This is a genomic window from Paenibacillus lacisediminis, from assembly GCF_046567315.2.
Window position 1 is genome coordinate 13819 of sequence record NZ_JBKIAX020000016.1, and the last position, 25528, is coordinate 39346.

Below are 25528 nucleotides of genomic sequence, written 5' to 3' on the forward strand. Positions count from 1 at the left end.
GTCCCCTGTTTTGGATCATTTTACCACTCATTTTTTGTTGGATTCAATAATTTGGTTAACGCGCTCCTGACAATTTTTGATCGTCATATCGATATCCTGGTTGCCCAAAATCAGTTTCTCGTACTCCTCGTTGATCGCCTTGTACACCTCAGCCTGGTAGGAGGAAGGCGGAATGATCGCGGAAGCTTTGGAGGCCATAAGTGTGTTCACCAGCGATTCTTTGTCGACCTTCTCCGGATTTTTCGTGCCCGCCAGAATCGTATCGATGATGCCGGTGATTTCCTCAGAGCTTACGCCGTTCCACGCCGGAATGTTTTTGCCCTGCACGACTTGCCCTTCCGTCGTATACCAGCGGACAAAGCGGTAAGCCTCTTCCTTATGCTGCGATTTGGCGGCGACGGCCACATAATCGGTGGTCACCGGCGTCAGGCCGATTTCATCCTCGGGGTTGTTTTTCGGGAACGGGGCAACCGCCACGTTAAAATTCAACGGGACTTTGTCGGTGCCGCCGATTTCCGTGTTCATCCAGCTCCCGATTGTCAGCATGCTGGCCGATTCGTTGAAAAACTGCGTCCGGTAAGCGAGCTTTTGCGAGATCATATCGGTATACGGCACGGAAGACTGGTCTTCTTTCTCCATCCGCACGCGCAGCTCCAGCGATTTGCGGAAATTCGGGTCATCCAGATTGGACGAGCCGTCCGCTTTGAGGAAATCGGCATTTTGCGGCTGGTTCAGCATCATCAGCTTGATGTATTCCATCCATCCGCCGGCTTGCGGCCCGTGAAAATAAGTCCCGTACCGTTTGTTTGCACCTTCCCCTTGGGTCAGCTTTTTCGCATAATCGGCATATTCGTCCCAGGTCCAGTCGGCAGGCACCGGAAGTCCCGCCGCTTCAAGATGATCTTTGTTCAACAGCACGTACCATGGATTGAACTTCCCTGGAAGCGCATACACTTTACCGTCCAAATGAGTGTCCACTTTGTAATCCTCTTCCACGGTGTACCCGTCTTTGGTGATGTAATCGTCGAGCGGCTCGGCCATGCCCAACGCCACACGCTGTGCGTATCCGGCGGCATCGCTGAACATCAGGATGTCCATCTGCGCCGACGAGGCCGCTTCCAGGTCCAGCTTTTTGAACGCCTCCTGGGTGTCTCCTTTTTCGCTTAGCTGCACCAGTTCGACCGTCACGCCCGGATTAGCCTGCTCATAGGCCTCCAGCGTGTGCTTCCAGTTGTACGCTTCCTCGGTCCCGTAGGTGTACAAGCGAAGATTGACCTTGCCGCCGCCATCACCGGATTTCCCTCCTTCTGCAACTTGAGAGCCCCCAACGTTGCCTCCGTCTCCCTGATTGGCACTGCCGCCCCCACAGCCCGCCAGCAGCCCGATCAGCAGCAGCATGGCCAGCACGGCCGACCATAACTTTACCTGCTTTGCCCCCGTTTTCCGTTTGTTCATGTGTTACCCCTCCTTGGTCAGGATATATATGGATTCCCCCGGACGGTTCGTATGTCTTTTCTTATGCCTTTAACCTTTCACCCCGCCGAGAGCAATTCCTTCAATCACGCTTTTTTGCCCGATGATGAAAATAATCAGGAGCGGAAAGATCGCGGACACCGCCCCGGCCATAATCAGCGAATAAAACTCCCCGCTCATGGACGTGAACTTCTGCATCACCAGCGGCAGCGTAAACCATTTATCGGTCCGTAGAAAAATCAGCGGATTCTGATAATCGTTCCACGTCCAGATAAAACGCAAGATCGCATAAGTCGCCACGGCCGGCTTCACCAGCGGCAGACCGATCGAACGGAAAATCCGGAAATGCCCGGCCCCGTCGATTTTCGCCGACTCGATGAAATCCTGGTGTACGCCCATAAAAAACTGCCGCAGCATAAACGTCCCCAGCACGCTGAAGCTGCTGATGATGATCAGGCCGAGATGGCTGTCAAACAGCCCGATGTTACGGTACAAAATAAACTGCGGCACCAAAATCGCCTGGCTCGGAATCATGTATGTGGCCAGCACGATCAGAAACAGCCACTGACTGGCGGCAAACTTGATCTTCGAGAAGCCGTAAGCCGCCAAACTGGAGATCAGGCTGGAAATAAACGTCGTAGCCACGGCCACCTTAATCGAATTCCAGTAATACACATAAAACGGATAATCGCCGAACCACACCTCTTTGTAATTTTCCACCGCGTTCCAGGTCCGGGGAATCCACTCAATCGGGTAGACGAACACCTCGGTTTCGATTTTGAACGACGTCATCAGCATCCAGAAGAAAGGAAGCAGAAACAGGATGCTTGCGGCAAACATCAGCAGCGTCAGAACAGCCCTCGGCCACTCGATACGGCGGCTCACCATCATCTAAGCCCACTCCTTTCCTCAGTAGTTGACCCATTTTTTCTGGGCGATCCATTGAATGAACGTAATCAGCATGACCAGCCCGAACAGCACGGTGGCGATGGAGGACGCGTAGCCCACCTTCAAATTCACGAAGGCCGTATCGTACAGATACCACACCATCATCGTCGTCGAACCGATTGGTCCCCCCTGGGTTAAAACGGCGATGACGTCAAACACTTTAAACGTGGAAATGATCCCGGTGACCATTAGGAAAAAAGACGTCGGCGACAGCAGCGGAAACGTAATGCGGCGGAATTTCACCCACCCGTTGGCGCCGTCGATATCGGCGGCTTCGTACAGATCCTTGGGGATCGATTGAAGTCCGGCAATGTAAATGATCATGTTGAAGCCAATGGAGATCCAGACCGTAATCATCATGATCGAGATGAGCGCATAGTCCGGATCGGCGATCCACTTCGGCGGATTGGCAAAGCCGATCGTCTTCAAAAGCTCGTTGATCGGGCCGTAGGAAGGTTGAAACAGCACCTGCCAGACAACGGCCACGGCGACGATGTTGGAGATGTAAGGCATGAAGTAAGCGACCTTGAAATAGCCCTTCATGTACACGTAACGGTCGATCAAAATGGCCAGCACCATCGAAATCAGCATATAGGCCGGGACGGTCAGCAGAAAGAGCAAATTGTTGCGGAGCGAACGAATAAACATCGAATCTCCCATCAGGTTGCGGAAATTTTCCAAGCCGACAAAGCGGATGCCGTCCCAGCCCTGCACGAAATTCCAGTCCGCAAACCCGAGCACCAGCGTGGCGAGAATCGGCATCAGTACCAGCACGGACACGCCCAACAGCATCGGGCTGACGAACAATATTCCGGCGATCGTTTCGCCGCGCTGCAACGATTTCATCATAGAAATCACCTCGGAAAGGAGTAGTAAGCTCTTGCGTACCTCCATATTAAAAAAAATACCGCCACCACAGTGACGGTATTTTGATCAATTTCACGCTGATTTTTACTTTTTCGCCCACTCGCCCCCGTGAAGTCCCCCTGATACTTTATATCCGCCGCCGAATTTCCCCCTGGCATGCAGCACGGTCATAACGACTTCGAGCGTCGATTTCTGCAGCTTCTCATTCAGCGGATCACCGTGCAACACATGCTGTATAAATTCGGTGTCCACCCACACCGATTGAGACATACGTTCTGCCGTGAACTCGTCAGCACCCCCGGTATAGATATCGCCACGGTCGCGGAGCTGGCCGGACACGCCGACATTAACGTAACCCGGCGATACGCGAAACCGACAGAGGCAGAAATCATAAAGGCGGTTGATCAAGCTTTTACGTAAGCCCTGCCTACAGTGAAAAGACGAGTAAAGGTGGTATCCTTTACTCGTCTTTTTCTATTTATCCCAAAACCATAACTTGAATATTCAATTCTACCTATTAGTTGTTTGGACCCCAATCATAGGCTGAAATATCTCCATACGCTTTACCAACAACTTTAAAATGCAATTTCTTACCAACTGGCAAATCTGTAAAGTATTTAGTTGTTGAGGTGTCACCTAAATTAATCGTATCAAGAACAATATCCTCATCAAGCCAATTTTTTTGTATCACTTGCAATTTAAATTTGTTACCTGTACCACTCGGTGACCAAACCACTTTAATAGAGTTGTTATTCAATGTGAAATATCCAAAATCATAACTATTAGAAACTTTGAGACTCCCATTTACAATAAGTCTCTCATTACCCATGTAAGGCACAATCACACTTTGCCCACTAAGAGAATTATTGTCACGAGGGATAAAGGAGTCATTGGCAGATGCATATATAGGTCCAGCCAATGAAGATACCACTAAAGCAGATGCAATTGTAGCTACTACTCTTCTTTTAAATCCTTTCATGAGTAACTCTCCCAATACAGGAATATTATGGTACAATATTAATTATAGAATATATTTACCATGAGAGCAACAAGAAAGGATAAATTTTCAAAATGGTGAAAATTTTAAGGAAAAGAAACCTAATGATTTTAGGTTTCATAATCCTTCTATTTGGAGTGTACACGATTGATTGGAGCGGGACGCCACAACCTGTAAAAGTAGTTAATCACTATCTAATGTTAGTTCAAAAGAAAGATGCTCAGGACGCCTATCAAATGTTGTATATCAAAAACAGTAAAAGTAGATTATATTTTGAGACGTACAAGGAGAGTGTATACAGCGATCCATTGATCGAGTACAAAATTAAAGGCTCTTCAAAAATAAACAAAAAGACGTATAACGTATCGACATATATAAATATGGATGGTTGGAAAACAGATTATACCTTCGAAGTAAGGAAAATCGATGGTAAATGGAAGATTGTATACTAAAGCAGCTGTTGTGGGCTAAGAAAATAGTAAGACCCCCGGCGTGGATTGCCACATCACGGATTGGGCCGGACACGCCGACATTAACATAACCAGGCGATACGCCAAGCCAACGGGGGCTGATCAAGCATTTATGTAACCTCTTCTTGCGGTATAATGTGCTTGTTAATTCCGGTCAGAATCCCGACCAGCTTCGGCACCCCGTCCAACAGCTTCAAGCACAATTCAAGAATGGACACGGCCTCACCCCCTTTAGGGCTGGCTTCGCCGCATCCATCCACCGGTGCACCATGTCCATTTTATTATACAAATCCTTGAAAAGGATAGAAGCTAATTCGAAGGGCTGACACTCTCCGCACTATCGGGTCCGTCGCTGCGTGTGTCTGTATACATAATCGGGTTAAGCCGGTGAGCTGCATCCTGAAAAAATGTATACAAAATTAGACCTGCCATGCGCAATTATTTCATAGCTCGAAGTAGTTGGCTGACTCTCGACGGCGAAACGCCGATCCTTTCCGCCCACTTAGATTGATTTTCAGACGGGTAGGTAGCCATCACTTCATTGAGTTTTCGGATTAATTCACTCGTCTTTTGCCGGGGTCGCCGTGCAGCTCCTGCGACTGAATCGCTTTGATTTCCCAACGCCACCGCTATTTCCTGGTTCGCCGTTTTTTGACTCCCAGCTTCTTTCATAGCACGAAGTAGTTGGCCAACTCTCGACGGTGAAACGCCGATCCGTTTCGCCCACTTAGATTGATTTTCAGACGGATAGGTAGCCATCACTTCATTAAGCTTTCGGATTAATTCACTCGTCTTCTGCCGGGGCCGCCGTACAGCTCCTGCGTCGGGATCGTTTCGATTTTCCAACGCCACCGCTATTCCCATGATGGCCGTTTGTTGACTCCCAGCTTGCTGTGTAGGGAACAGTTCCCGTAAGCATGCCGCGCAAATGAAGCGTTCCCGGAAGTATATAAGCTGCTCCATCGATTGGCAGAACAGGCACTCTTGCGTCCGGTACGGGCGCATCATGATTCTTTGGGATTCATTGTCAATAAAAAACTCTATGGTATCGCCCTGGCCTATCCCAATAAATCGGCGTAATTCAATAGGGATAACGATTCTCCCAAGCTCATCAATTGGCCTGACAATCCCGATGCTTCTTATCATTCCTGATTCCCCCGCTTCCGGTAGAAAAACCACCGGAGCCTTGTGGAATCCGGTGGTTTTAGCTGATATATAAATTATAGCGACTTGCCATCTAAAAATCACTTTGTTTCGAATTAACCATAATGCCAGCCGAACGTCCCCATAAGTGGTCCTGCACTTGCTCCTACACTTACCACCAATACGAACAAAAAACTAATTGCGTACAACAGAGTATTTTTTTTCATGGCCATCCCCCATTTCCACTAATTGATGATACTCTACTTTCGATTCAGCCGACGCAACGTTTCTAAAACGTTCAAACAATCTCATACACCGAAGCATAGAGCTTTCGTCATTTATCATAGTAGATTTTTTTAGGCCATCTATCAAGAATTTAAATCCTTGTCTGTGATCCCCTTTAATTAAATAATAATCAGCTAATTCACACAGAAAACCAACGAGCTGATCGTCGGTATTTTGCTGGTTGTATATTTCGTTTTCTTCCTGTTCTAGGACGTTAGACAATACGCTTTCAAACTTAGTGAGAATATGATCGACGTTAATTTTGTATCGGTTAGCTACTATTATGATATTCCATAAACCCGTGAGTATTTCATTTTCCTTCGTTTCGAAGTAATTCACATATTCCGGAAGCAACTCTATATTGCCAGCCATTAACTTAGTCAACAAAATATTCGCTTGAGTCCATTCCTGAAACAAGTTCTTCCAGTGTAGTGTTTCTTTATCCGTCTCTTTAACCCAATTTAAATCAGCAGCTTCATCAGCAACTTGCAGAGCAGCTTCATAATCCCCTTGTTCATAATACGCATGGCCTATTAGCATATTACTAAAGGTAATATAAGAAAATAATGGTCTAGGTAGTTTCTTAACAAGGCCTTGATCCATCTTTTTCCGGGAGTGGGATAAAGAGTACTGAATTTTAGCCAGTTGCTTTAACTTTTCACCAATTTTATAGAGCTTATCCCAGCGACGCAAAGAACGATAAGCATCAGCCAAATCCTTCAATGCTACCAGTTGGTCGATTTCATCAAGCCGCTCCGCGAAAGGCTCAAACTGGATCGCTGCCTGGTAATTTTGTTCCTGATCGGGGCCAAGTCTAGTTAAAAACAACTTGTACTGGCAATAAGCTAACCGCTCCGAATGCTGACTTTTTTCGCTTAGAGCTACACTCTCGTAAAGAATCGCTGCTGCCATCCGTTTTCCTTGCGCAATTAAATCTTCTGCTACCTCAAACAGGGGAGATGAATATAAAGGGTTATCCAGCAATAGATTTACGATTTGCTTAATGCAATCCAACTTGTCCAGCTCTGCGCACCGGTAAAAGAAAGGTTTGATTCTGCGCCAATTCGGCGCCGCTTCATTCAAATACTCCTGGATGTACTCCTCATAAAAATGCCCATCGGGTAGATTCATCACCGTAGTAATCCGGTCTAGTTGATGCACGGAAAGCACTCTCTGACTGTTTAAAATAGCACTCATCGTACCCGTATTCAATCCGGCCCGATTGGATAGTTGACTAAGATTTAACCCATTCTGTTTTGAAAATTGCTCCAGCGCTCCGAGAATCGTGGTTGTATTTTTCAAACAAACCACTCTGATAAATTTTGGGAATATATTATAAATATAACCATCTTTTGAACAATGGTCAATACAATTTACGCAGATTGTACGAATGCTTACGCTTTTGCCTCACCAGTTGCAAAGCTTTCATCATCTGTTAAAATAAAGGGGCGAGCAACCCAGCAAAGTTTCTCGCCCCTAAGTCGATTGTTCACGCAATCGGCTTTTTTATGTTACGAATATGAAGCTGGTAATACTGATTAATGAGTTCATCAAGGATCATAGATTGATGAATCACGCGCGGATGTCCAAACTGTCCATTGTATTTTTCCGTTAATACATGCAATTTGTTTCGCTCTCGCTCAATCCTTGCCTGAATACCATCTTCATTCATTGGCGTGTACCTCCCTAGTGTAATATCCTAGGGAAATATGCCTTTTTTTGAATTTTTTTATAGGAGACAAACCTCCCCCTCTTTACTATCCGGCAAAAAGTGCTTTCAAGCCAGAGGTGATCTGGCTTTTTTTATTATACAACTAAAAATAGTTGACGCAATATTTTTCATGAAAAATTTGACGTGATTAAAAATTTTCAACTCCTCTATCATAAAAAGAAGAGACGGAATAAAAATGAGGAGCTGTAGCATTTGAGGATCAAGGAAGCAAGGGAAGCCGCAGGGTTTACCCAAGAATCACTCGTACAACACATCAACAACACCATGAAATGCACATTGCGAAACTATCAGAATATTGAGTACGGTATTGTGATCCCGAACGCCACCTTAGCGCTGTTGATCGCCCATGTGCTGCATGTGGACCCGCGAGATATCGACGAATGGAAGTTTAAAACCCCAAACACTGATTTGTAGATATGTAACGCTGGATGTGTTATACTAAGGACAAATTATGAAGGAACAACCCCTATGTCATATCTTCATCTGCATGTGGGTAAAATAAAAATAGCCGTGATGTTGGTAGCATCACGACTATTCCGACAAAGCTCCAGTGGGCAACCACGGCGAGATTTTCATTCAAAGAGAAGAAAAACCACCGGTCAAGGGCCCAACCTATCGCCGGTGGTTTTTCTTGTCTCTACGTGCTTTCTTCTGTTTTTTGCCGCAAATCAAAGTCTGAAGGCCAGCAAAAATGCCAACCACTTATTTCATTTTACGGCCGCTGGCGGCATGAGGCCGCTTCACTGCCGGTTGAGCCGGACCAGCCATGGATATCACCTCGGAAAAATACCGCCACCACAGTGACGGTATTTTGATCAATTTCACGCTGATTTTTACTTTTTCGCCCACCCGATTAGATATCGAGGTTCTTGACGTATCTGGCATGCTCGTGAATGAAATCGCGGCGCGGCTCGACGTTGTCGCCCATCAGCGTATCAAAAATCGCATCCGCCTGAATGGCGTCGGCGATCGTTACCTGCTGCATCGTCCGGCTTTCCGGATCCATCGTTGTCTCCCACAGCTGTTCGGGGTTCATCTCGCCCAAACCTTTGTAGCGTTGAACGTTGACTTTGACGCCTTCGCCGAATTCGGCGATGATCTCATCGCGTTCTTTCTCCGATTGGGCGTAGCGCACCGTTTTGTTGCGTTCGATTTTGAACAGCGGCGGCATCGCAATGTAAATGTAACCGGCCTCGATGATTTTCCGCATGTAGCGGAAGAAAAACGTCAGCAGCAGCGTGCGGATATGGGCGCCGTCGACGTCGGCGTCGGTCATGATGATGATTTTATGGTAACGCGCCTTCGCAATGTCGAACTCCTCGCCGATCCCGGTGCCCAGCGCCGTGATGATCGCGCGGATTTCGGCGTTGCCGAGGATGCGGTCCAGACGCGCTTTTTCCACGTTCAAAATTTTACCGCGCAGCGGCAAAATCGCCTGGAAGTGACGGTCCCGCCCCTGTTTCGCCGAGCCGCCGGCCGAGTCGCCTTCGACGATGTACAGCTCGCTGATCGAGGCGTCCTTGGAGGAGCAGTCCGCCAGCTTGCCCGGCAGAGCGCTGACTTCCAGGGCGCTCTTGCGGCGCGTCAGCTCGCGCGCTTTACGAGCCGCTTCCCGCGCCCGCGAAGCCTGCAGCGATTTCTCCAGGACGCGCCGGGACACGGATGGATTTTCTTCCAAAAATTCCTGCAGCTTTTCTGCAAACAGTGATTCCACGATCCCGCGCACTTCGCTGTTGCCGAGCTTTGTTTTCGTTTGGCCTTCGAATTGGGGCTCGGGAATTTTTACGGAAATGATCGCCGTCAACCCTTCGCGCACATCGTCCCCGGTCAAATTGTTGTCATTGTCCTTGATCATCCCGGCCTTGCGGGCATAATCGTTGATGATGCGCGTCAGCGCGCTCTTAAAGCCGGACTCGTGGGTACCGCCCTCGTGCGTATGAATGTTGTTGGCAAACGAATAGATACTTTCGGTATACCCTTCGTTGTATTGCAGGGCGACTTCCACCTGAATCATGTCGCGTTGGCCTTCCACGTAAATCGGCTCTTCATGCAGCACTTCTTTGTTATGGTTCAGGTAAATCACGTATTCCTTGATGCCGCCTTCGTAATGGAACGAATCGCTGGCCCCGGTGCGTTCATCGGTCAGGGAAAGATTGATGCCTTTATTCAAAAAGGCCAGTTCCCGGATCCGCGTCAGCAGCGTGTTGTAATCAAATACGGTCGTTTCCGTGAAAATTTCCGGATCAGGGTAAAATCTCGTCTTCGTCCCGGTTTCATCCGTGTCGCCAATGATCCGCACATCGTATTGAGGCACGCCGCGGTGATACTCTTGCTGATAAGCATGCCCGTCGCGGCTTACCTCAACAACGACTTTCGTGGACAAGGCGTTGACGACGGAAACGCCGACCCCGTGAAGTCCCCCTGATACTTTATATCCGCCGCCGCCGAATTTCCCCCCGGCATGCAGCACGGTCATGACGACTTCGAGCGTCGATTTCTGCAGCTTCTCATTCAGGCCGACCGGAATGCCCCGGCCGTTGTCTATGACAGTCACACTGTTATCTTCATGAACGATGACGTCGATTTTGTTCGCATAGCCGGCAAGCGCCTCGTCTATACTATTGTCTACGACTTCCCATACCAGATGGTGCAGACCGCGGACGCTGGTGGATCCGATATACATCCCCGGCCGTTTCCGGACCGCTTCCAGGCCTTCGAGCACCTGTATGTTACTTTCGTCATACGTTTGTTCGTTCATCGACAATGCCTTCACCTACTTCTATAGATTCAACCACATCATGTAAACCACTGAACTTATATTATAACGCTAAACCGCTAATATAACGTTAGCCTTTTTTTTCAACGTCGCCGAGGAAATGGGCGAATAGTATATTTCATTTTGGGTCACGACGATCGACTTGGCCTCTTCTTCGCCGATGCGCACAACGTTTTTTTCCTCAAGCGCGTGACTGATAAACTGTTTGGATATTTTCGAAGACTGCTCGATGGAAATATCAAAAATCGCAACCAACTCCGAAGAGAGGATGACTTTTTCTCCGCCCAAATGAATATACATTTTACTCCTTCGCCCCTCCTTGGACTTGTCCGTCCTGAACATGAAAAATGCTGGCGTCCCGCAGCCGGCTTGCATTGATGCTTTCGATGCCAGTCGCCGTAATGAACGTCTGCACTTTGCTCTGAAACGTTTCGATCAATTGGGTTTGGCGGTAAGGGTCCAGCTCGGACAATACGTCGTCCAACAGCAGGATGGGATATTCCCCGATCTCCTCATGAATGAGCTCGATTTCCGCCAGTTTCAAAGATAACGCCGTGGTCCGCTGCTGCCCCTGCGACCCGTATACTTGGGCTTCGTTCCCGTTAATATAAAAAGAGACATCGTCGCGATGGGGGCCGCAAAGCGTCATGCCGCGGCGGATTTCCTGATCCTTCACTTGTGATAACTTTATCATAAATTGCTGTAATAAGACAGCTTCATCTTCTTCTTCGGCTTCTCCGAACGAGGGAAGATAGGATAATTTCAGCTTTTCACCGCCGCCGGTGATGCCTTCGTGGATCTGCTCCGCCCATTTTTGCAGTTTTCTTATAAATTGTTTCCTTTTTTTGATGATTTTAACACCATGCTCCGCAAGCTGCTCATTCCAGATTTCCAGCATCGTAGAAAGCTCGGGTCCGGCGCCCCAGGCTTGCTTCAGCAGGTTGTTCCGCTGCACCAAAATCTTCTGATATTGCTGAAGATGATATAAATATCCTGGCTGAACTTGGCCGATTTCCATATCGAGAAAACGCCGCCGCACTCCCGGAGTGCCCTTGACGATTTCCAAATCCTCCGGGGCGAACATCACGACGTTCAGCGCGCCGATGAAATCGCTGAGCTTGCGCTGCTCCAGACCGTTGAGCTTCGCTTTTTTGCCCTGCGAGGTCAGGCGAAGCTCCAAGCGAACAGCTCCGTATTTTTTCTCCACTTCCGCCTCTACCATGGCGTGATCGCTGCCGAACGAAATCAGCTCCTTGTCTTTGCCGGTCCGGTGCGATTTCGACAAAGCCAGCACAAACAAAGCTTCGAGCAGATTCGTTTTGCCTTGAGCGTTGCGTCCGATGATCAAATTGACGGCGCCAAACGAGTTTAGCGAAAGCGTATCATAGTTCCGGTAGTGCTGCAGTGATAATTGATTGACATACACAATAGCTTAAGCCCCCTCGTTTTCCGCTTGCTTCGCGCGGATTTAAGGCTGTGGTGCAGCCGGTCAGGGAGCCTTTGGTCCGGCCACCTGGAAGGATCCGCTTCCTTCCACCTCGACCTTGTCGCCGGGATAAAGCTTCCGGCCCCGGCGTTCTTCTGCTTCCCCATTGACTTTGACCGCTCCGTCCGCCAACAGCGCTTTGGCCATGCCTCCCGTCGGCACGCAATCCGCCAATTTTAAAAATTGATCTAATTTAATATATTCACTGGAAATGGAGATTATTTTCATGGCGCCGATTTCCTTTCAAATCAGTGGGTAGTCCGGTATGGCAAAATCAGATACAGGCTCTGCGTGTCGTCCACCGGCTTGATAATGATCGGGCTCATCGCGCCCGTAAATCCGATATGCAACTGTTCGCTCTCTACGACTTTGAGCACGTCCAGCATATATTTCGAGTTGAAGGAGATGCGCAGCGGTTCCCCGGTGAATTGGGCGACCTCCATTTGCTCGGTAACTTTCCCCAGTTCCGAGGAGCTGGAGGAGATTTCAATGGAGCCGTCCTCCAGCGTCTGCAGGCGCACGATGTTCGTTTTTTCTTCGCGGGACAGCAAATAAGCGCGGTCGATCGAATCGCTTAATTTTTTGGTGTCCAAAATCAGTTCTGTTTTATAGTTTGTCGGAATAATCTTAGAAGTATCCGGGTATGTCCCGTCGAGAATACGCGTATAGAACAGGACGCGGTCGATTTTGAACAGCACCTGGTTGTCGGCAACGACGATCTCGATGCGCGTATTTTGGTCAGGAATGATTTTGCTCAGCTCGTTCAGGGTTTTGCCGGCAATAACGATATTGCTGAAGCGTACCCCTTCGGCATCGTCAAGCCCGGCCACGCGGCTGGCCAGCCGGTGACGGTCCGTCGCCACGAATTTGAACTGATTGTCGCTCAAGTTCCACAATACCCCGGTCAAAATCGGCGACGTTTCGTTGGTGGAAATCGAGAACACGGTCTGCCGGATCATGTTTTTCAGCAAATCGCCGGGGATGGTAATGACCTGGTTCTCCTCGATGCTTGGCAGTACCGGGAATTCCTCGGGATCAAGGCCGACCATTTGGATGTCTGTCGAACCGGAGCGGATGAACGTTTGGAAGCCGTCCTGAACCTCCATTTCGATATCCTCCGAAGGCAGCTTTTTGATAATTTCGACGAAAAATTTAGCGGGCAGCACTACGCTGCCGGGACGTTCGACTTGAACGATCTGCTTGTCCTTGTCTTCCGCCGGAATATAGGCCTGGATGGAGATGTCGGTGTCGCTGGCGGTTAAGGTCATCCCTTGAAAATTCACTTCCAGCTTGATCCCCGTCAAAATCGGAATCGTCGTGCGGCTGGAAATCGCCTTGGATACGTGCTGAATCGACTCGTTAAGATCATGTTTTAAAACGCGGATTTTCATAAATTCAACTCCTAAAAGTTTTATGGAGCTTGTGCTCCTTTAGAAATGACTTCGCAATAAAATCTTCGAAAGCATAAGCTTAAGTTTTATGGAGCTTACGCCCCTTTGGAATAACATCGCAATAAATCTTACTTCGGAAACTTTAGCTCTATAAGTAATAAAACTTGCTCTATAAGCATAAGCTTGTTTTATGTAAGGGGATTATTCCCTCGTTTTTTGGGGTGATGCAAAAGCGCGGAAGCGCTGGTTGCGTTGTCCCCAAAGTTAGGTTGCTCGCTACCACTTATTAAGATGTGTATATTTAAATATATTTAGAAGAAGTAGTAGGGGCCCTGAATATGTGGATAACAACCCGGAAAATATGAAATGAAGCCTATCCACATGTGCATATCATGTGCATAGGCTTATCCCTTATTCAGGTGGCGTTTTTTATTTTCTCGGTAATGTTGTTTACGATCTTGTACAGTTCCTGGTCGTTCTTGAGCTGCTGGGTGATTTTCTCGTGTGCGTGAATAACCGTCGTATGGTCCCGTCCGCCAAAAGCGTCGCCGATCTTCGGCAGCGAAAAATCGGTTAATTCGCGGGCCAGATACATGGCGATTTGCCGCGGAAAAGCGATCGCTTTGGTTCGTTTGCGCGCTTTGAAATCATCCAGTTTCAAATTATAGTAATCGCCGACCCTTTGCTGAATGTCCTGGATCGTAATCATCTTCGGACGGCTGGAAGGGATGATATCCTTGAGCGCTTCCGCCGCCAGATGGGTGGTGATGTCCTGATTGATCAGGGAGGAATAAGCGACAACCCGGATCAATGCGCCCTCCAGCTCGCGGATGTTCGTATCGATTTGATTGGCGATGTAGATCATCGCTTCGTTCGGAATATCGAGATTTTCGGCTTTGGCCTTTTTGCGCAAAATCGCGATCCGCGTCTCCAAATCCGGCGGCTGGATATCGGTGATCAGTCCCCATTCGAACCTCGACCTCAGCCTCTCCTCCAGCGTTGGAATCTCTTTTGGCGGCCGGTCGCTGGAGATAATGATTTGTTTCCTCTCTTCATGCAGCGCGTTAAACGTATGGAAAAATTCCTCTTGGGTCGATTCTTTGCCGGCCAGAAACTGAATATCGTCGATCAGCAAAATATCGATGTTGCGGTATTTGTTGCGGAAGCTTTCCGCGCGGTTATCCCGGATGGAATTGATGAATTCGTTCGTAAATTTCTCGGAAGAAATGTATACGACTTTGCTGCTGGGGCTATGCTCCAAAATATAGTGACCGATCGCGTGCATCAGGTGGGTTTTGCCGAGTCCTACGCCGCCGTAGAGAAAAAGCGGGTTGTACGCGCGCGCCGGCGCTTCCGCGACAGCCAGGGAGGCCGCATGGGCGAACCGGTTGCCGGATCCGATGACAAACGTGTCGAACGTATATTTCGGATTGAGCATGTTGGAAACGCTTTCCTCGCTTGGGACGGGAGCGGGTGGTTCCTTGTATACCTGGGTTTGTTCGGCCGGAGCGGATTCCTCAATGACGAAGGAGACGTCAAGCTGTTTGTCGGTAAATTCGAAAATCGTCGTTGCGACCAGCTTCGTGTAGCGGCTTTCCAGCCATTCCACCGCAAACGTCGTCGGCGCGGAAATGACGATCGCTTTGTCGGTCATGGAGACGATTTTCGTTGCTTTAAACCAGGTATCAAAGCTGGGTTTGCTTAGTTTGGTATTAATAATTGCTAAAATTTGCTGCCATATTTCCGAGGTATGGCTGTCCACAGACTGTCACTCCTTTTAAAACTTCCAAGTGTGGCTTAAGCCATGCGAAAGAAGTCGAAAAAACATAAAGAATGGGGAAATTTATCCCCATAGTCCAGTTCCATATGATTATTATAAACGTGAATAAATTCGAATTGTTCACAATTTTATCCACAGGTTGTGAATAAACGATACTCAAAACTTAGATATTCACAACAAAAGCAATATAATCATAGCAAACCAAGGCTTATATTTCAATGTATTGTCTGCTTTTATCCACAAATTCAATAACTTGTGCATAATTATCATGCACACCACTACATATTGTTTATAATTTGTTTAGATTTCGACATGATCAACGAAAATCTCAAAAAAATTATGCACAGGTTATTAATGGCAAGCCCTGACGGGCCTCTATTAACCTGTGCATATATTTTTTTAATAGGATAACCGTCCATTAGAAAATTTGAGTGGCTAGAAAATGTATCTTGTCAGATCAGATTTGATGCAACGCTAGTGGAATAACGCCCTTTTTTGCCCTTATTTTTCTGCTGGAGTGTTTCTGGACGCCTGGTTTTTGCAGCAGGGTAGCAGAAATCATCAAGAATTCAATTGTTACCTTTGCCACAATCGATACAGGAGGACCAAATTAGTAAAATTCATTTTGCCTTGGAGGAATTGGATGATTAAAAAACAAGCTTATACGGTAGAATTGCGAGGAACGAATTATGAAATTGGCCGCGACTTTGGCGAATTTACGAAGGAAAACCCTGCGCTCAGAGCTGTTCACACCGCCGGGTTTGACCATTTTGACGAAGCTGAGGCGAAGAAAGCGGCCGAATTGTTCGACCGCTGGTGTCCCGGCCTTGCCGAGGAATTGCAGGGATTTGCCGACGCGCTCGAGGTCAAACCGTCGCAAATCGTCTATTACGCCATGACTTACTTGCGTCCGCGGTGCAGCCAGATCGCCGTGCTGCCGGGGATCTCCGCAAGCGGGAACCCGCTGCTCGCCCGAAACTATGAATTCAGCCCCGATGCGGAGGATTTTACGCTGGTGAAAACCTCCGTGACCGGGAAGTATGTCCATCTTGGTACCAGTGTGCTGCATTTTGGACGTGATGACGGTTTTAACGAATGCGGGTTGGCCGTGACGATGAGCTCCTGCGGCTTTCCGGTAGGGGCGCTGCCGTACATGCGTAATCCAAAGCTGACCGGTTTGCAGTTTTGGGCGGTGATCCGCGCGCTCCTGGAAAACTGCAAAGATGTTCCCGAAGCCTTGGACTACATGAAAGACATGCCGATTGCTTTTAACATGAACCTGATGCTTGTAGATAAAAGCGGCAGGGCCGCGCTCGCGGAAACGCTGGATGGCCGGATGGCCGTTAAGCAAATCGACCGTTCCAGCGCAGACCAGCTTCTTTATGCGACCAATCACCCGCTGCTGCCCGAGCTGGTGCCTTATGAGCCGCAGGCGATGCGCAATTCCCTGCAGCGATACGAACTGATCGGGCGTTCTCTTCAGGGGAAGGGCAAAATTACGGAAGATGATTTGAAGCAGCTGCTGCTGGAAAAATTCCCGGCCGGTCTTAGCTGCCCGTATTATGAAGACTTTTTCGGCACCACCAAAAGCATGATCATGAACCCGGCCAAAGGGACTGTTGAACTGTGCTGGGGCGGACGGAGCGAAAACGGCTGGCACCGCTACGACATTCGCGAACCGCTTGCCGACAGCGTGCTGGACATCGAATTGCAGGCGGAAGCAGCATATCCGGAATTTTTCGAGTCCGTGCCTATTTCGGCGAATTGATGGGGGGGGGGCATTGGGGGACCGTCCGTCCAGGTCATATGCGCGGATAGCGGTAAAAATGGTCGCTATTTTGGTTTGCAGAGCTATATTCCGATCATTAGCGGAATTTTTTACCGCTATTTTTTGGTTATCTCGACGAAAACGCCTTTTGCCGCCGTCATCTGGGAGAATAACGCCATAAAATTCCGCTATTTTGCCAGCAAGCCTAAAATGACAGAGATAGCGCCCTTTTTTACCGCTATTTTTCAAGCTAACATGCGTGCAGAAAAGCCTGCCAGTCCCAAAAAGGACAGCAGGCTTTTCTCTTAATGCTCCTCGCTCACCCCTCAGTCAGATGGCGTTGGAGCTTGGCGATCGCATCGTATTCTTCTTCCAATTTGCGCGAAATGCGGATATAGATCGGCAGTATCTGTTTATAAACCGCGGTGTGCTTCTCATTTGGCGTATGCATGTACGTTCCCCCGACCATCTCTTTGACGACATCGAAGGAATCGATTTCGCCCAGCGCGTACAAACCGAGGACGGCCGCGCCGAGACAAGAGCTTTCGATGCTTTCCGGGATCACGACCTGCTGGTCGAAAATATCGGCCAGCATCTGCCGCCACAGCGGGGAGCGGGCGAAGCCGCCGGTTGCCTGGATTTTGCGGGGCCGTCCGATCTGCTCTTCCATCGCCAGCAGCACCGTGTACAGGTTGTAAATGACGCCCTCCAATACAGCGCGGATCATATGCTCTTTCTGATGATGCAGCGTCAGCCCGAAAAACGAACCGCGCGCGTTCGGATTCCACAGAGGCGCCCGTTCACCGGCCAGATAAGGGTGGAAAATAAGGCCATCGGAGCCGGGATTGACACGCTCGCCGATTTTGGTCAGCACATCATAGGGGCTGATGCCAAGCCGTTTCGCGGTTTCCACCTCGGAAGCGGCGAATTCGTCGCGCACCCAGCGAAAAATCACCCCGCCGTTGTTGACCGGCCCGCCGATTACCCAGTGTTTGTCCGTGAGCGCATAGCAGAAAATCCGCCCCTTCGGATCGGTTTTCGGCCGGTCGACGACGGTGCGGATCGCGCCGCTGGTGCCGATCGTGACGGCGACGACCCCGGGATCGATCGCGTCCACCCCGAGATTGGACAACACACCGTCGCTCGCTCCGATGACAAATGGGGTCGAGGCGGATAAGCCCATATCGTCGGCGTATTTTTGCGAAAGCCCCTGCATGATATGCGTCGTTGGCACCAGCTTCGACAGGTGCTCCGGCGTAATGCCGGCCATGCGCAGCGCTTCCTCGTCCCAATCCAGCTTCTCCAAATTCAGCAGCCCCGTGCAGGAGGCGATCGAATAATCGATTACGTATTCTCCGAACAGCTGGAGAAAAACGTATTCTTTAATGGAAATAAACTTCCGCGTTTTCTGAAAAATGTCCGGTTGCTCTTGGCGCAGCCACATCAGCTTGGTCAGCGGGGACATCGGATGGATCGGCGTTCCGGTGCGCAGATAAATCTCATGGCCGCCCAGCTCGTTTTTGAGCCGCTCCGCGTAGTCCACGCTCCGGTTATCGGCCCAGGTGATGCAGCGCATCAGCGGTTTGCCGTCTTCACCGACAGGTATGACGCTGTGCATCGCCGTGCTGAACGACACGAAGCCGATTTGCTCCGGAGCCAGCCCGCTTTTTTTCATGATTTGGCGAACCACCGTAACGACGGCGGAGAAAATTTCTTCCGGATCCTGCTCGGCGATGGAAGCGGAAGGGGTGTATAAGGGATATTCTTCGTTGGCGGAGGCGATCACTTTGCCGCTACGCTCGAATAAGACTGCTTTGGTGCTGGTCGTTCCAATATCCAGGCCGATCATATAGTTCAAGGAATTCATTTTAAAACCTTCTCTCTGCGTTTAATCTGGTTAACTCCATTGTAAACATGATTTTTTTAGAAAATAAAGCTCAGCAGCAGGATCAATACCAGTCCGACGACAGAAAGAATCGTTTCCATGGCTGTCCAGGACTTTAAGGTTTGCGGAACGGACATATTGAAAAACTCCTTCACCATCCAGAAGCCGGCGTCGTTGACGTGGGACAGCACGATTGAACCGGCGCCGGTGGCGAGCACGGCCAGTTCTACATTCGCTCCCGGCGTCAGGGCGAGCACGGGCGCGACGATGCCTGCGGCCGTCGTCATGGCGACGGTGGCCGAGCCGGTGGCTACGCGGATCAACGCAGCTACAAACCAGGAGAACAAAATAATGTTGATATTCGCTCCGGTGGCCAATTCGGCAATCGCCTGGCCGACGCCGCTGTTGATCAGCACCTGCTTAAACGCGCCGCCGGCGCCGATGATCAGCACGATCGTAGCGATCGGCGCCAGACATTCGCTCGTAAATTTGGAAATGTCGTGCTTCGTAAATCCGCGGCTGTATCCGAGCGAAAAGAAGGAGAACACGACGGCGATCAGGAGGGCCATAATCTCATGGCCGATAAATTCGCAAAACAGCGTCACCGGGCTCGTTGCCTGCGGATCGATGATGCTCGCGATCGAACCGATCAGCATCAGAATCACGGGCAGCAAAATCGTGAACAGCGTCAAGCCGAAGCTCGGCAAATTGCGGCCCTCCTTGACGGCAAATTGTTGGGCCAGCTCAGCGGGGGGCTGCAGGGCGATGCGTTTGCCGATATATTTGCCGAACAAGGGGCCGGCGATGATCGCGACCGGCAGCCCGACGAGGAGCGAATACAGGATCGTCCGGCCCAGATCGGCCCCGTAGGCGTCAATTGCAATCATGGGCGCCGGATGCGGCGGGACAAGTCCATGCACGGTGGACAAGCCGGCCAAAATCGGAATACCAATCTGCAGCAGGGACATTTTTGTTTTTTTGGCTACGGTAAATACGATCGGGATCAGCAAAATGACGCCGACTTCAAAAAATACGGGGATGCCGACAATAAACCCAACGAGCATCATCGCCCAATGCACTCTTTTTTCGCCGAAACGGTCGATCAAGGTCGTGGCAATCCGCTCGGCGCCGCCGGATTCGGCCATCATTTTGCCCAGCATCGTGCCGAGCCCAATGACGATGGCGATCGTGCCCAGCGTACCGCCGAGGCCGCCCGTGATCGAACTGACGACGTCGAGCGGCTTCATGCCGGCCAGCAGCCCGAGCAGCAGGGCGGAGATCAACAGCGTAACGAACGGATTCCATTTATATTTGGAAATCAGCAAGACAAGAAAAACGATCACAATTAATGTCCATAACAGCAGCGTGGCGTTATGGCTCATTCCGAACAGCGTATCCAAATTGAAGTTCCTCCTTTTATAGTTAATTCCCAGATTGCAACGCTTTCATTTCAATAGATTGATTGGAATTTATTATGAGCTAAAAACAGATTTTCAATAGTGTATACTTGTCGACAACATAAGTAATCAAAGGCCGCACAAAGCCAGCCTCATTTGGGGATGCTCTTATTCAGCGTACGGCGGGAATCGGCAAAATACTCCTCGATGTTGCGCTGAATGGTCTCGCTGTCCCGCGATTTAAAACTTTCCAACAGCTTGCGGTGCTTGCCTACGACGTATTCGATTTTTTCCTCGTCTTGCGATAATACCTCGCGAGTCGTAATCAGCATAACCGTCATCACAATTTGCCGGATACTGGTCCATAACTGCTCGATTCGCGAGTGATGGGCTCCCGTAATGATCGTTTCATGAAAACTTAGGTCCTGAAAAGCAAATTCCACCGTATCCCGGTGTTTTCCGGCCAGCTCCATTTTGTCAACGATTTTGTCCAATTGGGACAACAGCTTCTCCGGATCGGCGGCGAGGCGCTGCCAGGCGAAGCTTTCAATCAAATAACGGACATCGTAAAGCTCTTCGATATCCTGCAAATTAAGGCCGCGAACGACAGCCCCCATGCGCTGCAAAGTGATCAGGCCTTCGCCGGAGAGCGTTTTCAGCGCTTCCCGGACGGGTGAGCGGCTTGTTCCGAAATCCGCGGCGATGCGGTTTTCGGACAAGATCTCGCCCGGTTTGATCGTTCCGCCGATCATTTGCAGCCGCAGCTCGGCGGCGATTGACTCGCCTAATGAGCCGCTTTTTAGCCATGAAGCAGGAAATTGCATTTATCATATCTCCTATTCAGATGAAATCTCCCGAGTGATCCTCTTCTCGTGAACACTTCGATCATAGCATGAAAGCGCCCCGGCAGTCAGCCGATATCCGCATGTTTTAGCTGCTTATTTCGCCGATTCTATCGCGTGTCCGCCGAATTCGTTGCGCAGCGCGGCGACGACTTTGCCGTGGAACGAGTCGCTATCCAGCGAGCGGTACCGCATAAACAGCGACATGGCGATGACCGGCGCGCTGGCCTGAAGATCAAGCGCCGTTTCGACCGTCCATTTGCCTTCCCCCGACGAATGCATGACTCCGCGAATGCTTTCGAGCTTCGGATCTTTGGAGAACGCATTCTGCGCCAGTTCCATCAGCCAGCTGCGAATGACCGAACCGTTGGACCATACGCGCGCCACCTGCTCGAAATCGAAATCAAACGGGCTTTTGTCCAGCACTTCAAAGCCTTCGGCAATCGCTTGCATCATGCCGTATTCGATGCCGTTGTGCACCATTTTAAGAAAGTGGCCGCTGCCGGATTTCCCCGCGTACAAGTAGCCGTTTTCAACCGCCAGATCGCGGAAAAGCGGTTCGATATGCCGGAAGGCCGTTTCGTCGCCGCCGATCATAAAGCAGGCGCCATGCTCCGCACCTTCAACGCCGCCGGAAGTACCCACATCAAAGAAGTGAATGCCTTTCTCCGCAAGCGGCCCGGCCAGGGCCAGCGAATCTTTGTAATGCGAATTGCCGCCGTCGATGACCATGTCTCCTTGTTCAAGCAGCGGGGTAAGCGTTGTTACGACCGAATGCAAAGGCCCGCCGGCGGGGACCATCGCCCAGATAACGCGCGGGGCCTCCAAGGAAGCGACCAGCTGTTCCAAGCTGTTTGCGGGAACGGCTCCTTTATCGGCGGCATGGGTGACGGAATCAGGATTCATGTCGTAAGCTACGACCTCATGTTTGTGCTCGAGCAAATTGGAAACCAGGTTCATGCCCATCTTGCCAAGGCCGATCATGCCAATTTTCATGATAATGAAGCACCTCTTTCTTTTATCAGTATACTTGTATACAACTTCTCTTGTTCAATATACTCCTTAGCCCGAAACCTGTAAACCGGGGACGCCGGAAATTTTGCAAATGGAAGGGCGCAAATCCCGTAAACATACTTTTCCACATGTGCATAACTAATATGCTCGGCCGAATTTTTAATTTAATTGTGGACAACTTTTTTAGCAAAAACGGATTGTGGATTGTGTATAATTTTAAGCCAAAGAAAAAGCCCGGAATAAGGAAGGGTTCGGTTGACTTTTTGCAGGCGGTATGATTAAATGGAAAAAGGCATTTTCTGTGGATATGAAAATGATGAAATCGATAGTGAATCCTGTAAGGGGGTGCGATAGATGAAACCGACTTTCAAACCGAATGTGAGCAAGCGTAAAAAGGTTCATGGTTTCCGTAAAAGAATGAGCACGAAAAACGGCCGCAAGGTTCTCGCTGCTCGTCGTCTCAAAGGCAGAAAAGTATTGAGTGCGTAAAGCGTGCGTTAAAGACCACTGCGGTGGTCTTTTTTTTGTATGCGGCGTTATTTGCGGAAATGTTGGTCTATAATACTTTAGAAGTTACGCCCTTTGAAATCGATTAGGAAGTTTGAATCAAGGAGACAACTCGTGCATAAAAAACTTCGTTTAAGAAACCGGGCCGACTTCAATCGGATTTACCGGTTCGGAAAGTCCTTCGCCAACCGCCAGCTTGTCGTTTATTGGTCCAATAAGCCGGATATCGAACGGTTCCGGTTAGGGGTATCCGCCAGCAAAAAGATCGGCAACGCCGTGGTCCGCAACCGGATGCGCCGGCTGCTCAAAGAAATCGTCCGCTTGCATGAAGCCGAGATTCGCGACCATGTCGATCTCATCTTAATCGTCCGCAGCGGGGCCGTCGGGATGGAATATAAAGAACTGGAAAAAAGCGTGCTCCATGTGCTGCGGAAAGCCTCGTTGCTGCGGGCTTCCGGACGTTAGGGAGGCTTGTTTCTTTGTCCTTTTAAATATGTTATGATTTACGTTGAATGGATAGGTTAAGAGAGGGGTTTTGAAGTGTCGCGATTGATGACGAACAGAAGAAGATGGCTTCTTCTCCTTCTTGCGGTCGGGCTGGTGGCGGTTCTTGCCGGCTGCGCTCCGCAAAATGCTCATTTGGCTACCACGACGGAAAGCATGAGAACAAGCGGATCGTGGTGGACCGCAAACGTCGTTTACTATTTTTCGTTGGCCCTGGATACGTTTGCAAAATGGTTTAACGGTGAATACGGGATCGCTATCTTGATTATGGTTTTGATCGTGCGGACGCTGATTTTGCCGCTAACGTTAAAACAGGTGAAGAGCTCCAAAGCGATGCAGGCGATCCAGCCTGAACTCCAAAAAATCCGTGAGAAATACAAGGATAATCCCGAGAAGCAACAGCAGGAAACCATGCAGCTGTTCCAGGAGAACAAAGTGAACCCGATGGCGGGTTGCTTTCCTTTGATTATCCAGATGCCGGTGTTTATCGCGTTGTATAACTCCATTTATTACAATTCGGCGATCCGTGAGCATTCCTTCCTGTGGCTGCAGCTCGGAGAACCGGACAAGCTGTTTATATTGCCGGCCATTGCGGCGATTACGACATTTATTCAGACCAAGATGATGTCGAATATCAATCCATCGGGCATGCAAGGGCCTATGGCGTTCATGATGTGGGTGTATCCGATCCTGATTTTTGTCATGGCGTACAATTTTGCCGCAGCGCTTCCGCTGTACTGGATTTTCAGCAACCTGTATACGATCGCGCAAAACTTCTTCATCTATCGTAAGAAGGACCCGGTTCCAGCCATGGCAACCGCCGGCGGCGGTGGGGGGAGTTCTTCTTCCGGCAAGAAGCGGGGCGGCTCGAATTTGAAAGCCGGTCATCCCGGCAAAGGAGCCAAGGAGGCCAAAAAATCGAAATGAATAAAATCGTGACGTCGGGAAAAACCATTGAAGATGCTGTAAGACAAGGACTGGCCAAGCTCGGCACCACCGAGGACAAAGTCGCCGTAAACGTGTTAGAGCAGCCGTCAAAAGGATTCCTGGGATTGATCGGGGTGAAGGAGGCAAAGGTGGAGCTTACTTTGCTGAAAGCGCCCGATTCAGTGCCATCCCCGCAAGGGAGCGCTCCGGAACCCCCGATGTCTTCTTCCGCAGGAGCGGAGGAATCACATCAGAGGAATAAGGAACCCTATGAGGAGGCGGCGTCATTTGTACGGGACGTCGGCAAAAACATGGGCCTGGATCTCAACGTCGAGACCATCCATGGCAAAGACAGCACCGTGCTAAACATTTCGGGCCATGATTTGGGTCTCTTGATTGGGCGGAGAGGGCAAACCCTCGATGCTCTGCAATATTTGGTGAATATTATTGCCAACCGTTATTCAGATAGTTTCATTCGCATTGTATTGGATGCGGAGAATTTCCGCGGGCGCCGCAAAAAAACGCTGGAAGACCTAGCCGTAAGGCTGGCCGGAAAAGTCGTTCGTACGCGAAAAGAAGTCACGCTTGAACCGATGTCGCCGCAGGAGCGCAAAGTGATTCATTCCAAACTTCAGGATCATCCGGAGGTCAAAACGTACAGCAAAGGCGAGGAGCCAAACCGGCGGGTCGTTATTACACTGAAGCAAAGCAAATGAATGGGACGCAATGACGTTTGCTCGGCGTGAAGCCTGGGAAAACGTTGTTGCGTCCTTTAATATCTCAACCCTCCCAAACCCTCCCTTACCGTAAGGGAGGGCTCCCAAGGGCTCGCTGCCCTTGGGGATCCCGCAAATTGGAGTAACGTGGGAGGAAGAGAGGTGCTCCTGCTCGCTGTTCCCTGCGGGAATGCGCTTTAGCTGCGTGCTTGGAATGCTTTTCCCCCTTCGGGTACGTCTTACTTTGAGTGCTCCCGGGTAACCTGAAAACATGCTGGAGGCACTGCTGCTTTCGAAGTACCCGGGGTTACAGTGGCGAGCGGCTCGCTTGTCGCCCCTTCGGGGCACGCTCTACTTTTGGTGCTCCTGCCTCTATGCGGGAAATCGCAGGGAAGCGGGAGTATAGAGTTACTGATGCGCGTGGTGGAGCGACTACCTACAAGAAGGCCGCTGTCCCTGCGGGATGCGCTTAGAATGGAGCAAGGCGCTTGGGTTGATGCTTCGAAGAGCCGAGGTGCTACGGTAACGGAGTGGATGGACTGTCGTGCAAGGAGGCGCTGTCCCTATGGGATGCGCTTAGGGTTGCGTTGTCGGCCGGATCGAGCTTTGCGATGATCCGG

General features: G+C 49.9%; 25 protein-coding genes. 8 read left to right on the forward strand and 17 right to left on the reverse strand.

Annotated features, from left to right (window positions below; genetic code table 11):
• Positions 1-27: 27 nt before the first annotated feature.
• From ACLD72_RS24470 to ACLD72_RS24480, 3 genes are all read right to left on the reverse strand, one after another.
• Positions 28-1455: an extracellular solute-binding protein gene (locus ACLD72_RS24470; protein ID WP_411000873.1), complete on the reverse strand. Its 1428-nt coding sequence runs from the start codon at positions 1453-1455 to the stop codon at positions 28-30.
• 69 nt (positions 1456-1524) lie between these two features.
• Complete coding sequence (locus ACLD72_RS24475) at positions 1525-2364, reverse strand: carbohydrate ABC transporter permease (RefSeq protein WP_411000871.1); 840 nt, start codon at positions 2362-2364, stop codon at positions 1525-1527.
• A gap of 18 nt (positions 2365-2382) precedes the next feature.
• Complete coding sequence (locus ACLD72_RS24480) at positions 2383-3267, reverse strand: carbohydrate ABC transporter permease (protein ID WP_458476192.1); 885 nt, start codon at positions 3265-3267, stop codon at positions 2383-2385.
• 249 nt (positions 3268-3516) lie between these two features.
• On the opposite strand from ACLD72_RS24480, the gene ACLD72_RS24485 reads away from it, so the two are divergent.
• Positions 3517-3708: a tyrosine-type recombinase/integrase gene (locus ACLD72_RS24485; RefSeq protein WP_458476208.1), complete on the forward strand. Its 192-nt coding sequence runs from the start codon at positions 3517-3519 to the stop codon at positions 3706-3708.
• 97 nt (positions 3709-3805) lie between these two features.
• Here the strand turns inward: ACLD72_RS24485 and ACLD72_RS24490 are convergent, their stop codons facing one another.
• The 4 genes from ACLD72_RS24490 to ACLD72_RS24505 all read right to left on the reverse strand — a co-directional run bounded on the left by ACLD72_RS24490 (position 3806) and on the right by ACLD72_RS24505 (position 7855).
• Positions 3806-4267: a hypothetical protein gene (locus ACLD72_RS24490; RefSeq protein WP_411000865.1), complete on the reverse strand. Its 462-nt coding sequence runs from the start codon at positions 4265-4267 to the stop codon at positions 3806-3808.
• Positions 4268-5193: 926 nt separating this feature from the next.
• The gene (locus ACLD72_RS24495; protein WP_411000861.1) at positions 5194-5901 is read right to left on the reverse strand and encodes an AbrB/MazE/SpoVT family DNA-binding domain-containing protein; all 708 of its coding nucleotides are present in this window, start codon (positions 5899-5901) and stop codon (positions 5194-5196) included.
• A gap of 192 nt (positions 5902-6093) precedes the next feature.
• On the reverse strand, positions 6094-7494 hold the full coding sequence (locus ACLD72_RS24500) for a transcriptional regulator (protein ID WP_411000859.1): 1401 nt from the start codon (positions 7492-7494) through the stop codon (positions 6094-6096).
• 178 nt (positions 7495-7672) lie between these two features.
• Entirely contained in the window at positions 7673-7855 is a 183-nt protein-coding gene (locus ACLD72_RS24505) for an aspartyl-phosphate phosphatase Spo0E family protein (protein ID WP_326044531.1), read from the reverse strand.
• Between the two features lie 252 nt (positions 7856-8107).
• Here ACLD72_RS24505 and ACLD72_RS24510 point away from each other — a divergent pair, with 252 nt between their 5' ends.
• Positions 8108-8329, forward strand: coding sequence for a helix-turn-helix transcriptional regulator (locus ACLD72_RS24510; RefSeq protein ID WP_036618197.1), 222 nt, complete (start codon positions 8108-8110; stop codon positions 8327-8329).
• 439 nt (positions 8330-8768) lie between these two features.
• Here ACLD72_RS24510 and gyrB read toward each other — a convergent pair whose 3' ends face one another.
• The 6 genes from gyrB to dnaA form a co-directional block, all read right to left on the reverse strand.
• The gene (gene gyrB, locus ACLD72_RS24515) at positions 8769-10673 is read right to left on the reverse strand and encodes a DNA topoisomerase (ATP-hydrolyzing) subunit B (RefSeq protein WP_411000857.1); all 1905 of its coding nucleotides are present in this window, start codon (positions 10671-10673) and stop codon (positions 8769-8771) included.
• Positions 10674-10742: 69 nt separating this feature from the next.
• Complete coding sequence (remB, locus tag ACLD72_RS24520; protein ID WP_411000855.1) at positions 10743-10991, reverse strand: extracellular matrix regulator RemB; 249 nt, start codon at positions 10989-10991, stop codon at positions 10743-10745.
• A 1-nt stretch (position 10992) separates the two neighbouring features.
• The gene (gene recF / locus ACLD72_RS24525; protein WP_411000853.1) at positions 10993-12117 is read right to left on the reverse strand and encodes a DNA replication/repair protein RecF; all 1125 of its coding nucleotides are present in this window, start codon (positions 12115-12117) and stop codon (positions 10993-10995) included.
• Between the two features lie 63 nt (positions 12118-12180).
• Positions 12181-12405, reverse strand: a complete 225-nt coding sequence (yaaA, locus tag ACLD72_RS24530) for a S4 domain-containing protein YaaA (RefSeq protein ID WP_328270946.1) — start codon at positions 12403-12405, stop codon at positions 12181-12183.
• 20 nt (positions 12406-12425) lie between these two features.
• Positions 12426-13568, reverse strand: a complete 1143-nt coding sequence (gene dnaN / locus ACLD72_RS24535) for a DNA polymerase III subunit beta (protein ID WP_411000851.1) — start codon at positions 13566-13568, stop codon at positions 12426-12428.
• Between the two features lie 415 nt (positions 13569-13983).
• Entirely contained in the window at positions 13984-15330 is a 1347-nt protein-coding gene (gene dnaA / locus ACLD72_RS24540; RefSeq protein ID WP_411000849.1) for a chromosomal replication initiator protein DnaA, read from the reverse strand.
• A 661-nt stretch (positions 15331-15991) separates the two neighbouring features.
• On the opposite strand from dnaA, the gene ACLD72_RS24545 reads away from it, so the two are divergent.
• Both ACLD72_RS24545 and ACLD72_RS24550 read left to right on the forward strand, forming a co-directional pair.
• Positions 15992-17116, forward strand: a complete 1125-nt coding sequence (locus ACLD72_RS24545) for a C45 family autoproteolytic acyltransferase/hydolase (protein WP_458476193.1) — start codon at positions 15992-15994, stop codon at positions 17114-17116.
• 75 nt (positions 17117-17191) lie between these two features.
• Positions 17192-17425, forward strand: a complete 234-nt coding sequence (locus ACLD72_RS24550; RefSeq protein WP_411000845.1) for a hypothetical protein — start codon at positions 17192-17194, stop codon at positions 17423-17425.
• A 10-nt stretch (positions 17426-17435) separates the two neighbouring features.
• Here ACLD72_RS24550 and gntK read toward each other — a convergent pair whose 3' ends face one another.
• The 4 genes from gntK to gnd all read right to left on the reverse strand — a co-directional run bounded on the left by gntK (position 17436) and on the right by gnd (position 22236).
• Positions 17436-18983 (reverse strand): gluconokinase, encoded by a 1548-nt coding sequence (gntK, locus tag ACLD72_RS24555; protein ID WP_411000843.1) that lies wholly within the window; start codon positions 18981-18983, stop codon positions 17436-17438.
• A gap of 56 nt (positions 18984-19039) precedes the next feature.
• On the reverse strand, positions 19040-20401 hold the full coding sequence (locus tag ACLD72_RS24560) for a GntP family permease (protein ID WP_411000841.1): 1362 nt from the start codon (positions 20399-20401) through the stop codon (positions 19040-19042).
• A 149-nt stretch (positions 20402-20550) separates the two neighbouring features.
• Positions 20551-21222 (reverse strand): GntR family transcriptional regulator, encoded by a 672-nt coding sequence (locus ACLD72_RS24565; protein WP_251594758.1) that lies wholly within the window; start codon positions 21220-21222, stop codon positions 20551-20553.
• Positions 21223-21336: 114 nt separating this feature from the next.
• Positions 21337-22236 (reverse strand): phosphogluconate dehydrogenase (NAD(+)-dependent, decarboxylating), encoded by a 900-nt coding sequence (gnd, locus tag ACLD72_RS24570; protein WP_411000839.1) that lies wholly within the window; start codon positions 22234-22236, stop codon positions 21337-21339.
• Between the two features lie 372 nt (positions 22237-22608).
• On the opposite strand from gnd, the gene rpmH reads away from it, so the two are divergent.
• The 4 genes from rpmH (at position 22609) to jag (ending at position 24908) form a co-directional block, all read left to right on the forward strand.
• Positions 22609-22743: a 50S ribosomal protein L34 gene (gene rpmH, locus ACLD72_RS24575; protein WP_009223341.1), complete on the forward strand. Its 135-nt coding sequence runs from the start codon at positions 22609-22611 to the stop codon at positions 22741-22743.
• A 132-nt stretch (positions 22744-22875) separates the two neighbouring features.
• Positions 22876-23226, forward strand: a complete 351-nt coding sequence (gene rnpA / locus ACLD72_RS24580) for a ribonuclease P protein component (protein WP_036618220.1) — start codon at positions 22876-22878, stop codon at positions 23224-23226.
• A 75-nt stretch (positions 23227-23301) separates the two neighbouring features.
• Entirely contained in the window at positions 23302-24192 is an 891-nt protein-coding gene (locus ACLD72_RS24585; protein WP_411000837.1) for a YidC/Oxa1 family membrane protein insertase, read from the forward strand.
• Positions 24189-24908, forward strand: a complete 720-nt coding sequence (jag, locus tag ACLD72_RS24590) for an RNA-binding cell elongation regulator Jag/EloR (RefSeq protein ID WP_411000835.1) — start codon at positions 24189-24191, stop codon at positions 24906-24908. Before ACLD72_RS24585 ends, jag begins: the two co-directional genes overlap by 4 nt.
• The last annotated feature ends 620 nt before the right edge of the window (positions 24909-25528 follow it).

Bases quoted from the DNA above. Each gene is read 5' to 3' on its own strand.
- ACLD72_RS24545 (WP_458476193.1), top strand. From the start codon at position 15,992: ATGATTAAAAAACAAGCTTATACGGTAGAATTGCGAGGAACGAATTAT.
- ACLD72_RS24480 (WP_458476192.1), bottom strand. From the start codon at position 3,267: ATGAAATCGTTGCAGCGCGGCGAAACGATCGCCGGAATATTGTTCGTC.
- gntK (WP_411000843.1), bottom strand. From the start codon at position 18,983: ATGAATTCCTTGAACTATATGATCGGCCTGGATATTGGAACGACCAGC.
- ACLD72_RS24490 (WP_411000865.1), bottom strand. From the start codon at position 4,267: ATGAAAGGATTTAAAAGAAGAGTAGTAGCTACAATTGCATCTGCTTTA.
- rpmH (WP_009223341.1), top strand. From the start codon at position 22,609: ATGAAACCGACTTTCAAACCGAATGTGAGCAAGCGTAAAAAGGTTCAT.
- ACLD72_RS24485 (WP_458476208.1), top strand. From the start codon at position 3,517: ATGCTGTATAAATTCGGTGTCCACCCACACCGATTGAGACATACGTTC.
- gyrB (WP_411000857.1), bottom strand. From the start codon at position 10,673: ATGAACGAACAAACGTATGACGAAAGTAACATACAGGTGCTCGAAGGC.
- remB (WP_411000855.1), bottom strand. From the start codon at position 10,991: ATGTATATTCATTTGGGCGGAGAAAAAGTCATCCTCTCTTCGGAGTTG.
- jag (WP_411000835.1), top strand. From the start codon at position 24,189: ATGAATAAAATCGTGACGTCGGGAAAAACCATTGAAGATGCTGTAAGA.
- yaaA (WP_328270946.1), bottom strand. From the start codon at position 12,405: ATGAAAATAATCTCCATTTCCAGTGAATATATTAAATTAGATCAATTT.
- dnaN (WP_411000851.1), bottom strand. From the start codon at position 13,568: ATGAAAATCCGCGTTTTAAAACATGATCTTAACGAGTCGATTCAGCAC.
- ACLD72_RS24470 (WP_411000873.1), bottom strand. From the start codon at position 1,455: ATGAACAAACGGAAAACGGGGGCAAAGCAGGTAAAGTTATGGTCGGCC.
- gnd (WP_411000839.1), bottom strand. From the start codon at position 22,236: ATGAAAATTGGCATGATCGGCCTTGGCAAGATGGGCATGAACCTGGTT.
- ACLD72_RS24475 (WP_411000871.1), bottom strand. From the start codon at position 2,364: ATGATGGTGAGCCGCCGTATCGAGTGGCCGAGGGCTGTTCTGACGCTG.
- ACLD72_RS24495 (WP_411000861.1), bottom strand. From the start codon at position 5,901: ATGATAAGAAGCATCGGGATTGTCAGGCCAATTGATGAGCTTGGGAGA.
- ACLD72_RS24505 (WP_326044531.1), bottom strand. From the start codon at position 7,855: ATGAATGAAGATGGTATTCAGGCAAGGATTGAGCGAGAGCGAAACAAA.
- ACLD72_RS24565 (WP_251594758.1), bottom strand. From the start codon at position 21,222: ATGCAATTTCCTGCTTCATGGCTAAAAAGCGGCTCATTAGGCGAGTCA.